Annotated in this window: 7 protein-coding genes, 1 tRNA gene and 5 rRNA genes (1 of these 13 cut by a window edge); 12 read left to right on the top strand and 1 reads right to left on the bottom strand. The window is 44.4% G+C overall.

What is annotated here, in order from left to right; all coding sequences use genetic code 11:
* From L1999_RS15990 to L1999_RS15950, 9 genes are all read left to right on the top strand, one after another.
* Positions 1-537 (top strand): 23S ribosomal RNA (locus tag L1999_RS15990) (it extends 2,402 nt beyond the left edge of the window).
* 210 nt (positions 538-747) lie between these two features.
* Positions 748-863: ribosomal RNA gene (rrf, locus tag L1999_RS15985) — 5S ribosomal RNA — on the top strand.
* 116 nt (positions 864-979) lie between these two features.
* Positions 980-1,064, top strand: a tRNA-Leu gene (locus tag L1999_RS15980).
* A 364-nt stretch (positions 1,065-1,428) separates the two neighbouring features.
* On the top strand, positions 1,429-2,415 hold the full coding sequence (locus L1999_RS15975; RefSeq protein WP_235739455.1) for an aldo/keto reductase: 987 nt from the start codon (positions 1,429-1,431) through the stop codon (positions 2,413-2,415).
* A 69-nt stretch (positions 2,416-2,484) separates the two neighbouring features.
* On the top strand, positions 2,485-3,306 hold the full coding sequence (locus L1999_RS15970) for a dienelactone hydrolase family protein (protein ID WP_235739454.1): 822 nt from the start codon (positions 2,485-2,487) through the stop codon (positions 3,304-3,306).
* A gap of 469 nt (positions 3,307-3,775) precedes the next feature.
* Positions 3,776-5,325: ribosomal RNA gene (locus L1999_RS15965) — 16S ribosomal RNA — on the top strand.
* Positions 5,326-5,516: 191 nt separating this feature from the next.
* Positions 5,517-8,451, top strand: a 23S ribosomal RNA gene (locus tag L1999_RS15960).
* A 208-nt stretch (positions 8,452-8,659) separates the two neighbouring features.
* Positions 8,660-8,775: ribosomal RNA gene (gene rrf, locus L1999_RS15955) — 5S ribosomal RNA — on the top strand.
* Together the 16S, 23S and 5S rRNA genes form the textbook arrangement of a ribosomal RNA operon.
* Positions 8,776-8,906: 131 nt before the next feature.
* Positions 8,907-9,740 (top strand): hypothetical protein, encoded by an 834-nt coding sequence (locus L1999_RS15950; RefSeq protein WP_235739453.1) that lies wholly within the window; start codon positions 8,907-8,909, stop codon positions 9,738-9,740.
* Positions 9,741-9,817: 77 nt separating this feature from the next.
* Here L1999_RS15950 and L1999_RS15945 read toward each other — a convergent pair whose 3' ends face one another.
* Positions 9,818-10,771 (bottom strand): iron-hydroxamate ABC transporter substrate-binding protein, encoded by a 954-nt coding sequence (locus L1999_RS15945; RefSeq protein ID WP_235739452.1) that lies wholly within the window; start codon positions 10,769-10,771, stop codon positions 9,818-9,820.
* Positions 10,772-11,106: 335 nt separating this feature from the next.
* Here L1999_RS15945 and L1999_RS15940 point away from each other — a divergent pair, with 335 nt between their 5' ends.
* From L1999_RS15940 to L1999_RS15930, 3 genes are read left to right on the top strand one after another with little or no spacing between them, the layout of a single operon-like run.
* Positions 11,107-12,093, top strand: a complete 987-nt coding sequence (locus L1999_RS15940) for a FecCD family ABC transporter permease (RefSeq protein WP_235744367.1) — start codon at positions 11,107-11,109, stop codon at positions 12,091-12,093.
* Positions 12,093-13,115 carry a FecCD family ABC transporter permease gene (locus L1999_RS15935; RefSeq protein WP_235739451.1) on the top strand — a complete coding sequence of 341 codons (1,023 nt, stop codon included), beginning with the start codon at positions 12,093-12,095 and terminating at the stop codon, positions 13,113-13,115. Before L1999_RS15940 ends, L1999_RS15935 begins: the two co-directional genes overlap by 1 nt.
* Positions 13,116-13,128: 13 nt before the next feature.
* A complete protein-coding gene (locus L1999_RS15930; protein ID WP_235739450.1) occupies positions 13,129-13,959 on the top strand; it encodes an ABC transporter ATP-binding protein in 831 nt (276 codons plus the stop codon).
* Positions 13,960-13,969 lie beyond the last annotated feature (10 nt).

The raw sequence follows: 13,969 nt of genomic DNA, 5'->3' as shown, positions 1-13,969 counted from the left end.
GAGCAGGGACGAAAGTCGGGCTTAGTGATCCGGTGGTTCCGCATGGAAGGGCCATCGCTCAACGGATAAAAGCTACCCCGGGGATAACAGGCTTATCTCCCCCAAGAGTCCACATCGACGGGGAGGTTTGGCACCTCGATGTCGGCTCATCGCATCCTGGGGCTGTAGTCGGTCCCAAGGGTTGGGCTGTTCGCCCATTAAAGCGGTACGCGAGCTGGGTTCAGAACGTCGTGAGACAGTTCGGTCCCTATCCGTCGTGGGCGCAGGAAATTTGAGAGGAGCTGTCCTTAGTACGAGAGGACCGGGATGGACGCACCGCTGGTGTACCAGTTGTCTTGCCAAAGGCATCGCTGGGTAGCTATGTGCGGACGGGATAAGTGCTGAAAGCATCTAAGCATGAAGCCCCCCTCAAGATGAGATTTCCCATAGCGTTTAAGCTAGTAAGATCCCTGAAAGATGATCAGGTTGATAGGTCAGAGGTGGAAGCGTGGCGACATGTGGAGCTGACTGATACTAATCGATCGAGGACTTAACCAAAACGAAAAGCGGAGGCGACTGTTCAACTTCGACAGGCGTTGGAGAGCCGGCACTGCAAATCCTGGTTTTGGATTTGTGGGGACGGATCGAAACGACCGAGAAGTTAGGAGCCGCAGCTGGACAAGTTTTAAAGCGAATAAACTCGTTTTTACCCCATTTCTTCTATAAATTATCTAGTTTTGAGAGAACGAACTTCTTTCAATTAAATAGTCTGGCAATTATGGCGAGAAGGTCACACCCGTTCCCATACCGAACACGGAAGTTAAGCTTCTCAGCGCCGATGGTAGTTGGGACTTTGTCCCTGCGAGAGTAGGACGTTGCCAGGCTAGGCCCCTTTGGGACTTTTAGTATTTAGGCCCCGTGGTCAAATTGTAAACACAACGGACTATTACGGCAGTATCACTGGTTCAAATCCCGTAGCGGATACCAGCTTAACTATTTTGCGGGTGTGGCGGAATTGGCAGACGCACCAGACTTAGGATCTGGCGCCGCAAGGCGTGGGGGTTCGACTCCCTTCACCCGCACCATTTAAACTGACCTTTCTCTGAAATACATAGATCCTTCTTTTAATATTTTGTATTATCGATATGTAAAAAATATATAATCTATTATTAAACACTTGGATAAGTGAGTTAATCCAAGTGTTTTTTTTTATACCTAATAATTTAATAACAATAAGAACTCTGATTTATTAGCCATTCAATGGTATTAATCAGAGTTCTTCTTTCTTTATGTCACAGTACTTTTATTAACAAAAGTGCATGTAATGGAAATATTCTCCTTCATCTCGTATAATCATGATGGAAACAGAATGTTACACATTATTGCTTTAGTTTTTGAAAGACGATAGAAAGAGTCATAGTATAAAAGCTGAAGAAGAGAGGTAAAAAAATGCAAAAACGAACACTGGGACGTAATGGTTTAGAAGTATCCTCACTTGGCCTTGGGTGTATGGGAATGTCTGATTTCTATAGTGGAAGAAACGACCAAGAGTCTATTAAGACCATTCACCGTGCAATTGAATTAGGTGTCACCCTATTAGATACAGCTGATATGTATGGTGTTGGAAAAAATGAAGAATTAGTGGGACAAGCAATTAAGGACTCCCGCAACAAAGTTATCATAGCGACAAAATTCGGAAATGTAAGGGGCAACAAGGGCGAATTTTTAGGCATCAACGGACGCCCTGAATACGTAAAGGAAGCATGTGACGCTAGTCTTCGTCGTCTTGGTGTAGATTATATTGATCTTTATTACCAGCACCGTGTTGATCCAAAGACGCCGATTGAAGAAACAGTCGGTGCAATGGCAGATTTAGTAAAGGCGGGAAAAGTCCGTTACCTTGGCTTATCTGAGGCTGCTCCACAAACCATTCAACGTGCGCACAACGTTCATCCAATAACAGCAGTACAAACCGAATATTCTTTATGGAGCCGTGACGTTGAGGACGAAATTTTACCCGTTTGCCGCGAATTAGGGATTGGTTTTGTACCTTATAGTCCTTTAGGAAGAGGCTTTTTAACGGGCCAAATTCAAAAATTTGAGGACTTAGCTGAAGATGATTATCGCCGCCATTCTCCTCGTTTTCAAGGTGAAAACTTCCAGAAAAATTTAAATCTCGTCAATAAAATCAAAGAAATTGCGAATGAAAAAGATTGTAACCCTTCACAATTAGCGCTGGCTTGGTTATTAGCTCAGGGTGAGGATATTGTTCCAATTCCAGGTACAAAAAGAATAAAGTATTTAGAAGAAAATGTTCGTGCATTAACCATTTCCTTAACAGATTCCGACCTTGCCCGTATTAATGAGGTGGCTCCAAAAGGTTCAGCTGCCGGAGATCGGTATCATGAAGCAGGGATGAAAGGTGTCAATCTTTAACTGAATAGATAAGTAATAGAGTATCAACAAATGAAATGCCAAATGAACAATATGATGGAGGGCAACGAAATGACATTAGAAACTAAGTGGGTCCGTTATGGTAAAAATCAAGAATATATTGGTTACATGGCAAAAATGGACCGTGTAAATGAAAACTTACCTGCTGTGATTGTTATTCAAGAAATATGGGGTGTAGATGCACATATTCAAGATATAACGGAAAGATTTGCACAGGCTGGCTATCTAGCCTTTACTCCAGACCTATATGCGGAGAATGGGGAACGAATCGAAGATTTAAAAACAGAACGAGTGGTAGAGGTACGAGATTTTCTAGATTCCTTGCCGCATACAGTTTGGAACAATCCTTCTGAAAGGGAGCAGGCAATTCGTGAACTGGAAGAGGGTAAACAAAACCGTGTCACTAAAACCTTCGAAAAAATGTTTGGGGGTATCCAATCCTCTGTTTATATAGAGAAACTCTTAGCAGCATCTACCTATTTAAGAGAAGAGTGCGAAGCATCAAAAGGCCAAGGCGTTGCCTCAATCGGATTCTGTATGGGTGGAGCATTATCAGGTTTACTTGCTTGCCGCGATCCACAACTTAAGGGTGCAGCTATCTTTTATGGTAATGCTCCTTCTGAAGAAGAAGTTAAAAATATTAATTGTCCATTATATGGTTTTTATGGGGAGCACGATAAGCGGATCTCTGACAAGGTAACAGATTTTGCGGATCAATTGAAAAGTCATGGGAAGTTATTTGAATATCAAATTTATAAAGACACGCATCATGCTTTTTTTAATGATACTAGGGCATCCTACAAGGTTTCCGCAGCAAGGGATGCTTATCAAAAAGTATTGCAATTTTTTAATCAAGTCCTAGGTGAGGAATAGCCCTTTCCATTAATCAAGGGAAAATCAGTAAGGTAATTTATTAAATGGAACGAACGAGGAGATAACCTCTCCTCGTTTATTTTTTTATGTAAAAAATAACACGTATCAAACAATAAAGAGATTGGGAAAAAATTTCTTCTTGTCCTGAGTTATTTATGGTGTTATGATAATAAGCGTTCTCTAAAAACAGATTACGTTTTAAGTGAATCAAGTGTTATTGGTAAAAATTACTTCTTGTATGGAAATAAATACGATGATATTATTAGTAAGCTTTATTGAAAACTTATTAATTCACCCGTTAGTAAATAATTACCATTGATTAAAAGTTTTAAATGAGGTATGATAGTTTTTGTCGCTTCTTTTAAAAATGACATTGTTCTTTGAAAACTAAACAAACAAAAACGTCAACAAACAATACTATTCATTTCTTACGAAATGAAGCCAACGTAACAAAATGAGCTAATCAACTTTCATGGAGAGTTTGATCCTGGCTCAGGACGAACGCTGGCGGCGTGCCTAATACATGCAAGTCGAGCGAATCAACAGGAGCTTGCTCTTGTTGGTTAGCGGCGGACGGGTGAGTAACACGTGGGCAACCTGCCTGTAAGACTGGGATAACACCGGGAAACCGGTGCTAATACCGGATAATCCTTTTCCTCCCATGAGGAAAAGCTGAAAGTCGGTTTCGGCTGACACTTACAGATGGGCCCGCGGCGCATTAGCTAGTTGGTGAGGTAACGGCTCACCAAGGCGACGATGCGTAGCCGACCTGAGAGGGTGATCGGCCACACTGGGACTGAGACACGGCCCAGACTCCTACGGGAGGCAGCAGTAGGGAATCTTCCACAATGGACGAAAGTCTGATGGAGCAACGCCGCGTGAGCGATGAAGGCCTTCGGGTCGTAAAGCTCTGTTGTTAGGGAAGAACAAGTACCGGAGTAACTGCCGGTACCTTGACGGTACCTAACCAGAAAGCCACGGCTAACTACGTGCCAGCAGCCGCGGTAATACGTAGGTGGCAAGCGTTGTCCGGAATTATTGGGCGTAAAGCGCGCGCAGGCGGTCCTTTAAGTCTGATGTGAAAGCCCACGGCTCAACCGTGGAGGGTCATTGGAAACTGGGGGACTTGAGTGCAGAAGAGGAAAGCGGAATTCCACGTGTAGCGGTGAAATGCGTAGAGATGTGGAGGAACACCAGTGGCGAAGGCGGCTTTCTGGTCTGTAACTGACGCTGAGGCGCGAAAGCGTGGGGAGCAAACAGGATTAGATACCCTGGTAGTCCACGCCGTAAACGATGAGTGCTAAGTGTTAGGGGGTTTCCGCCCCTTAGTGCTGCAGCTAACGCAATAAGCACTCCGCCTGGGGAGTACGGCCGCAAGGCTGAAACTCAAAGGAATTGACGGGGGCCCGCACAAGCGGTGGAGCATGTGGTTTAATTCGAAGCAACGCGAAGAACCTTACCAGGTCTTGACATCCTCTGACACTCCTAGAGATAGGACTTTCCCCTTCGGGGGACAGAGTGACAGGTGGTGCATGGTTGTCGTCAGCTCGTGTCGTGAGATGTTGGGTTAAGTCCCGCAACGAGCGCAACCCTTGTTCTTAGTTGCCAGCATTCAGTTGGGCACTCTAAGGAGACTGCCGGTGACAAACCGGAGGAAGGTGGGGATGACGTCAAATCATCATGCCCCTTATGACCTGGGCTACACACGTGCTACAATGGATGGTACAAAGGGCAGCAAAGCCGCGAGGCCTAGCCAATCCCATAAAACCATTCTCAGTTCGGATTGTAGGCTGCAACTCGCCTACATGAAGCCGGAATCGCTAGTAATCGCGGATCAGCATGCCGCGGTGAATACGTTCCCGGGCCTTGTACACACCGCCCGTCACACCACGAGAGTTTGTAACACCCGAAGTCGGTGGGGTAACCGTAAGGAGCCAGCCGCCTAAGGTGGGACAGATGATTGGGGTGAAGTCGTAACAAGGTAGCCGTATCGGAAGGTGCGGCTGGATCACCTCCTTTCTAAGGATAATGCAGTCCTTATGGACTGATAAGAAGTTGACCGCTTTTTGTTTGTTTAGTTTTGAGAGTACAATCTCTCAAGAAATTTCGTTCTTTGAAAACTAGATAATCGTATAGAAGAAACCAAGTAAAAACCGAGTAAAATCGCCATTTTAGTTTTTTCTCTCTATTAATTAGAGTAAAACCTTTTAGGTTAAGTTAGAAAGGGCGCACGGTGAATGCCTTGGCACTAGGAGCCGATGAAGGACGGGACTAACACCGATATGCTTCGGGGAGCTGTAAGTAAGCTTTGATCCGGAGATTTCCGAATGGGGGAACCCACTGTTCGTAATGGAACAGTATCTTTACCTGAATACATAGGGTATTGATGGCAGACCCGGGGAACTGAAACATCTAAGTACCCGGAGGAAGAGAAAGCAAACGCGATTCCCTAAGTAGCGGCGAGCGAAACGGGATTAGCCCAAACCAAGAGGCTTGCCTCTTGGGGTTGTAGGACACTCAACATGGAGTTACAAAGGAACGGGGTAGATGAAGCGGTCTGGAAGGACCCGTCATAGAAGGTAAAAGCCCTGTAGTTGAAACTTCGTTCCCTCCTGAGTGGATCCTGAGTACGGCCGGACACGTGAAATCCGGTCGGAAGCAGGGAGGACCATCTCCCAAGGCTAAATACTCCCTAGTGACCGATAGTGAACCAGTACCGTGAGGGAAAGGTGAAAAGCACCCCGGAAGGGGAGTGAAATAGTTCCTGAAACCGTGTGCCTACAAGTAGTTAGAGCCCGTTAATGGGTGATAGCGTGCCTTTTGTAGAATGAACCGGCGAGTTACGATTACATGCAAGGTTAAGTTGAAGAGACGGAGCCGCAGCGAAAGCGAGTCTGAATAGGGCGAATGAGTATGTGGTCGTAGACCCGAAACCAGGTGATCTACCCATGTCCAGGGTGAAGTCCAGGTAACACTGGATGGAGGCCCGAACCCACGCACGTTGAAAAGTGCGGGGATGAGGTGTGGGTAGCGGAGAAATTCCAATCGAACTTGGAGATAGCTGGTTCTCTCCGAAATAGCTTTAGGGCTAGCCTCACGTAGTTAGAGTCTTGGAGGTAGAGCACTGTTTGGACTAGGGGCCCTCATCGGGTTACCGAATTCAGACAAACTCCGAATGCCAAAGACTTATCCGTGGGAGTCAGACTGCGAGTGATAAGATCCGTAGTCAAAAGGGAAACAGCCCAGACCACCAGCTAAGGTCCCAAAGTATACGTTAAGTGGAAAAGGATGTGGAGTTGCTTAGACAACCAGGATGTTGGCTTAGAAGCAGCCACCATTTAAAGAGTGCGTAATAGCTCACTGGTCGAGTGACTCTGCGCCGAAAATGTACCGGGGCTAAACGTATCACCGAAGCTGTGGATTGACATCTGCGATGTCAGTGGTAGGAGAGCGTTCTAAGGGCGTTGAAGCTAGACCGTAAGGACTGGTGGAGCGCTTAGAAGTGAGAATGCCGGTATGAGTAGCGAAAGATGAGTGAGAATCTCATCCACCGAATGCCTAAGGTTTCCTGAGGAAGGCTCGTCCGCTCAGGGTTAGTCGGGACCTAAGCCGAGGCCGAAAGGCGTAGGCGATGGACAACAGGTTGATATTCCTGTACCACCAAAGAATCGTTTGAGTGATGGGGGGACGCAGGAGGATAGGGTAAGCGCGCTGTTGGATATGCGCGTCTAAGCAGTTAGGCTGAGAAGCAGGAAAATCCGCTTCTCGCAAAGGCTGAGCTGTGACAGCGAGGGAAATATAGTACCGAAGTTCCTGATTCCACACTGCCAAGAAAAGCCTCTAGCGAGATTCAAGGTGCCCGTACCGCAAACCGACACAGGTAGGCGAGGAGAGAATCCTAAGGTGAGCGAGAGAACTCTCGTTAAGGAACTCGGCAAAATGACCCCGTAACTTCGGGAGAAGGGGTGCTCTTTGGGGTTCATAGCCTCGAAGAGCCGCAGTGAATAGGCCCAGGCGACTGTTTAGCAAAAACACAGGTCTCTGCGAAGCCGCAAGGCGAAGTATAGGGGCTGACGCCTGCCCGGTGCTGGAAGGTTAAGAGGAGGGGTTAGCTCACGCGAAGCTCTGAATCGAAGCCCCAGTAAACGGCGGCCGTAACTATAACGGTCCTAAGGTAGCGAAATTCCTTGTCGGGTAAGTTCCGACCCGCACGAAAGGCGTAACGATCTGGGCACTGTCTCAACGAGAGACTCGGTGAAATTATAGTACCTGTGAAGATGCAGGTTACCCGCGACAGGACGGAAAGACCCCGTGGAGCTTTACTGTAGCCTGATATTGAATTTTGGTACAGCTTGTACAGGATAGGTAGGAGCCTGAGAAGCCGGAGCGCCAGCTTCGGTGGAGGCGTCGGTGGGATACTACCCTGGCTGTATTGAAATTCTAACCCGCACCCCTGATCGGGGTGGGAGACAGTGTCAGGTGGGCAGTTTGACTGGGGCGGTCGCCTCCTAAAGAGTAACGGAGGCGCCCAAAGGTTCCCTCAGAATGGTTGGAAATCATTCGTAGAGTGTAAAGGCACAAGGGAGCTTGACTGCGAGACCTACAAGTCGAGCAGGGACGAAAGTCGGGCTTAGTGATCCGGTGGTTCCGCATGGAAGGGCCATCGCTCAACGGATAAAAGCTACCCCGGGGATAACAGGCTTATCTCCCCCAAGAGTCCACATCGACGGGGAGGTTTGGCACCTCGATGTCGGCTCATCGCATCCTGGGGCTGTAGTCGGTCCCAAGGGTTGGGCTGTTCGCCCATTAAAGCGGTACGCGAGCTGGGTTCAGAACGTCGTGAGACAGTTCGGTCCCTATCCGTCGTGGGCGCAGGAAATTTGAGAGGAGCTGTCCTTAGTACGAGAGGACCGGGATGGACGCACCGCTGGTGTACCAGTTGTCTTGCCAAAGGCATCGCTGGGTAGCTATGTGCGGACGGGATAAGTGCTGAAAGCATCTAAGCATGAAGCCCCCCTCAAGATGAGATTTCCCATAGCGTCAAGCTAGTAAGATCCCTGAAAGATGATCAGGTTGATAGGTCAGAGGTGGAAGCGTGGCGACATGTGGAGCTGACTGATACTAATCGATCGAGGACTTAACCAAAACGAAAAGCGGAGGCGACTGTTCAACTTCGACGGGCATTGGAGAGCCGGCACTGCAAATCCTGGTTTTGGATTTGTGGGGACGGATCGAAACGGCCGAGAAGTTAGGAGCCGCAGCTAGCCAAGTTTTAAAGCGATGTAACTCGTTTTTATAAAGTTTCTTCTACTTTATCTAGTTTTGAGAGAACGAACTTCTTTCAATTAAATAGTCTGGCAATAATGGCGAGAAGGTCACACCCGTTCCCATACCGAACACGGAAGTTAAGCTTCTCAGCGCCGATGGTAGTTGGGACTTTGTCCCTGCGAGAGTAGGACGTTGCCAGGCATGAAGAAGACAGCCTAAATGGGTTGTCTTTTTTGGTTTTCACTAATCAAGATGTTAGGATTTGCAGTTCTATGGTTATATAATGTGGTTAATTACTTTGAAGAAAAATGTTCTGCGAGAGGAAACAGAAAATGGACATCCTTTTATCTTTTATACAGACTTTGCTAATTAGTTTTTTAGAAATGTTTTATCTAGTAGGTGTGATTATCATCATCGGTTTAATCTTAGGAGTACTTGAACGGTTATCTAATACATATTTAGTACGTGCCTTCGGGGCAAAAGGAGTTATGGTGACAGCATGGATTGGAACACCCATTCATGAAATTGGTCATCTTATTCAATGTTTTATATGGGGTCATCGTGTTTCGAGGATCAAATTACTTCAATTAAATCACCCATCCGGTATTCTTGGTTTTGTGGAACATCATTACAATCCGAATAGTATGTATCAGCAAGTTGGAAATTTTTTCATTGGGCTAGGTCCTATTTTTAGTGGTATTGGTTCTTTGATTTTAGGTATGTATTTTTTGGTCCCAGATTCTTTTTTTGCTTTTAAGACAGAATTGCAACGACGTATTAAATTTGAGCAGCTGGATATTACCCTATTAAAAACGATTGTCGAATCTGTTTCGGTTATCAGTAAGAATCTTTTTACATTAGAAAATTTAATAAATCCTCTTTTTTGGATATTTTTAGTCATTGCGTTTAGTATTTCTTCTCATATTGCATTGAGTACGGCGGATATTAGGGGTTCGGCTAAAGGGTTAAGCACTATTTTTTTCATTCTGTTCTTGTTTAATATCATATCTAGAATACTTAATTGGGATACTTATGAAATGATCATAAAATTAGCAGGATATAATGCCTATGTCCTTGCTTTTGGGAGTATTGCTTTACTGTTTTCCTTTATTACTCTAGTTATTAGTATTCTTCTTTTTAATGCGAAAAGACTATGGGTACGATAGAGTATGGTGATCTGAGACTATTCGGACTTTTATATAAAAAAAGTGCAAGTCCTAAAAAGGACTTGCCCTTCCAAGCATTATTTAGCCAAGGATTTCTCCACCGTATCAATCGTTTTTTCGCTCGCAATTAACCCATTAATCGTCCAGAAAGATGGATCGTTCATCTCATAAACATGTTTATTCTTAACAGCATCAAGACCGTTCCAGATCGAGCTCTTGCTTAACAGGTCAAGGCCGGCTTCGCCCTTCTTGCTGATAAGGAAAATGTGGTCCGCCTTAATTTCCGGTAATTTCTCAAGAGCAATGGGATCCCACTGTACGGCCGCATCGCCAAGATTTTTCACAAAGTCAGGCTGTTTGATCCCTAAATCATTATAAAGTACATTAGCACTGAATCGATTATGCTCCATTAAGTAAAATTTATCCCCCATTACCCAGAGGAGGGCAACGGTATCTTCACCAATCGACTTTTGAATCTTCGCTTTTGCCTCTGCTGCTTTTGTATCGTAATTAGCAAGGACTTCTTTTGCTTTATCTTGCTTACTTAAAATCTGACCCATTTGAGTAAGCTGTTTACGCCAGTCAGCGCTGATTTCGTCCTTGAACACATAGGTTGGGGCAATTTTCTTATATTCCTCATATTGTCCTTTTTGAATCGCAGAAGGGGAGCTGAATATGATTAAATCAGGATTATTGCTAATCACTTGCTCAAGAGGGAGATCCCAGCTAATCTTAGGAACACCCTTTAACTCAGGCTGCAGATAATCTAATACCGTATTGCCGATTGACCATTGTGCCGCTGGCTTCACACCAAGTGCCACTAAAGAATCCTCTAGGTAGGGGGCAATGATTTTCTTTGAATTCGCTGGAATGACTACCTCACCTTTGGCATCTGTTAATTTAACCTCCGCCGTTTTATTATCAGTATTATTAGTATCCTTTGAGGAATTCCCCCCCGAATTACTACACGCACTTACCAAAATCAAAATCGTTAGTAAGGTAAATACGATTGCTAGGCGCTTTTTAAACATTGTTTTTCCTCCTTATGTATGAATAAACATTAGCTAATGCAAATGATAATCATTTTCAACTAATCAGTCAATATGTATATAACAATAATTCTACAAAATTGAAAAAAAGGATTGAAGGATATTTTTGGGACTACTTTTTAATAATATGTACATATTGAAAAATATTTATCTTCACTTTATACTATTGATAATGATTATCATTATAGTAGTAGGCAAATAATAATACGTTTTACTTGCTTTAATAAGAGAGGGTGTTCCTTTTGAATGAATATGCCAAGAATCATGGTGGCGTCACAAATCATTCTAAACAGCACAAAACAAAACGGAAAACATCCCTGACAGGTTCATTCGTTTTAGTTTTTGGTATTATTTTGATTATTATCTTTATCAGTGGATCTATTGCCTATGGTGCGGCAGATATTAAACTTGCAACCGTTTGGGAAGCAGTCACACATTATAACTCAAAGCTAGTCTCCCACCAAATCATCCAAGAAATCCGTTTGCCAAGGGCCATAGGAGCAGTCATGGTCGGCGCCTTACTTGCGGTTTCAGGTGCTATTATGCAAGGATTAACACGTAATCCGCTTGCCTCTCCTTCCATCATGGGCGTTACCGATGGGGCTGCGTTTGCAATCGTTATAGTGCTTTCCTTTTTTCCAACGGTCACCCTTTTAGGTTTGACCTTTTCGTCATTGGTGGGTGCCGGACTTGGTGTAACTCTTGTCTTTACAATTGGCGCTTTTTCAAAAGGGGGGCTGACACCTGTTAAACTGGCACTTGCCGGTGTGGCGGTTGGCTCCATGTTAAGCGCCATTTCAAGTGCATTTGCTCTACATTTTCAAGTGGCAAAGGATATGAGCTTTTGGTATGCCGGCGGGTTAACCTCCATCAGCTGGACATCCATTAAAATATTGTCCATTGCGGGACTCATTGGACTAGTGCTTGCGATGCTCATCTCTCGTTCCATTACGATCTTGAGTCTCGGGGAAGAGGTATCGAAGGGACTTGGACAAAATCCCTTACTAATAAAATCACTTGGTGTGATTGTTGTCCTTGTTTTAACAGGTGCTGCCGTATCTGTTGCAGGAGCAGTCGGCTTTATTGGATTGGTCATCCCCCATATTTCTCGGTTTATCATTGGTTCTGATTACCGCTGGATTATCCCGATATCTGCTGTATTAGGAGGACTTCTATTAGTAATGGCCGATATTGCTTCAAAGATGGTAAATGCTCCTTATGAAACCCCCGTTGGTGCTATTACAGCGATTATCGGTGTACCCTTTTTCCTATACCTTGCACGTGGGGAAAGGAGAGGGCTGTAATGAATGAGGTTAATACAAAACGGAGAAAATTTATCTTAACCATAAGTATTTTAGTTATCCTTACAATACTAACGTTTATGATAAGTCTTAACTTAGGGGTTGTAAGAATCGCTCCAAATGATGTCTTTAAAACATTAATAGGACAAGGCACTTCTCGCGATCGACTTGTCTTGGTTGATTTTCGACTGCCAAGAATGATTTTATCTATATTGATTGGTGCGGCATTGGCAGTTTCAGGGGCCATTCTTCAAGGGGTATCCAAAAACGATTTGGCAGACCCTGGGATTTTAGGCATCAATGCTGGTGCGGGTTTTACTGTTATTCTATTTATCTATTTCTTTCAAGGGTCAATGAATGATGTATCTTCAACATATGGTGTATTTCTTTTGCCTCTATTTGCTTTAGTAGGAGCAATAATTGCGGCTGTATTGATTTATTCTATCGCATGGAAAAAAGGAATTGATCCTATACGCCTAATCTTAGTCGGAATTGGTGTGAATTCTGGATTTGGTGCGGCTATTGTGATTTTTCAACTGAAAATGAACCCACAAGACTTTATGCAAGCAGCTGTTTGGCTATCAGGTGATATCTGGGGGGCAAATTGGCGCTTCGTTTTAATCATTGCTCCATTAATCCTTTTAGTGCTCCCGTATGCCATTTATAAGTCACATATTCTTAACGTATTAAATCTCGGCGACCAAGTGGCAACAGGACTCGGAATAAGGGTGGAGAAGGAACGAAGAATATTACTAATGGCGGCAGTTGCGTTAGCCGGATTTAGTGTGGCTGCAGGAGGAGGTATTGCCTTTCTTGGATTGGTCGCTCCGCATATAGCAAGAAAATTTATCGGACCAAAACATCAACTGATGCTTCCAGTTACAGCTATTTTAGGGGCATTGCTTCTCTTAGCGGCCGATGCGATTGGGAAAAACTTATTAGCCCCGACCGAGATACCAGTTGGAATTGTTACAGCCATATGCAGCGCTCCCTATTTTATCTACTTACTTATGAAAGCAAAATAAAGGAGGAAAAAATGTGGTATCACTTTCAACTGAACAACTTCAAATAGGGTACGGAGAGAAGATCATTGTCGATGATCTAAATTTAAGTATAAATAAGGGTGAGATCACCACGATCATCGGGGCAAATGGATGCGGAAAATCGACCATCCTCAAAACGTTGGCACGTGTTCATCATGCTAACGCTGGCGTGATTTATTTGGATGGAAAAGTAATCCACAAAATTCCTACGAAAGAAATTGCAAAAAAAATGGCGGTACTTCCACAGAGCCCAGAAGCGCCGAGCGGGTTAACCGTCTATGAATTAATCTCTTTTGGTCGTTCCCCACATCAAGGCGGTTTCGGGAGATTAACGGAAAAAGACCGGAATGTCATTCAATGGGCCTTAGAGGTAACCGGGCTGTCCTCTTTTGCTGACCAAGCCGTCGATGCTCTGTCGGGTGGACAAAGGCAGCGTGCTTGGATTGCGATGGCGATTGCCCAAGAAACCGAATTATTATTGTTAGATGAACCAACAACTTACTTAGATATGGCGCATCAGCTTGAAATATTACAATTATTAGAAAAATTAAATAAAAAAGAGGGCCGGACTATTGTGATGGTCATCCATGATTTAAACCATGCAGCTCGGTTTTCTCACCACATGGTCGCACTTCGTGGTGGAAGATTAGTGAAGGAAGGATCAGCAGAAGAGGTTATGACACACGAGGTGTTAAAAGAGGTTTTTCATATTGATGCAGAAATTGTGAAGGATCCTAGGACCAGTAGGCCTGTGTGCCTTTCTTATAATTTATTAAAAAAAGAGACACAAGTTGAAATGCAAAAAGAAGTAAGTTTTTCAAAGTGAAATTGGATGG

Origin of the sequence: Neobacillus drentensis, assembly GCF_021560175.1 — a bacterium.
Lineage (GTDB): Bacteria > Bacillota > Bacilli > Bacillales > Cytobacillaceae > Neobacillus > Neobacillus drentensis_A.
The sequence above is the reverse complement of the archived record's forward strand: the minus strand, read 5'-3'. Positions and strand labels throughout refer to the sequence as shown.

Excerpts from the sequence above, each read along its gene's own strand:
- L1999_RS15975 (WP_235739455.1), top strand. The coding sequence starts at position 1,429 with ATGCAAAAACGAACACTGGGACGTAATGGTTTAGAAGTATCCTCACTT.
- L1999_RS15950 (WP_235739453.1), top strand. The coding sequence starts at position 8,907 with ATGGACATCCTTTTATCTTTTATACAGACTTTGCTAATTAGTTTTTTA.
- L1999_RS15970 (WP_235739454.1), top strand. The coding sequence starts at position 2,485 with ATGACATTAGAAACTAAGTGGGTCCGTTATGGTAAAAATCAAGAATAT.
- L1999_RS15945 (WP_235739452.1), bottom strand. The coding sequence starts at position 10,771 with ATGTTTAAAAAGCGCCTAGCAATCGTATTTACCTTACTAACGATTTTG.
- L1999_RS15935 (WP_235739451.1), top strand. The coding sequence starts at position 12,093 with ATGAATGAGGTTAATACAAAACGGAGAAAATTTATCTTAACCATAAGT.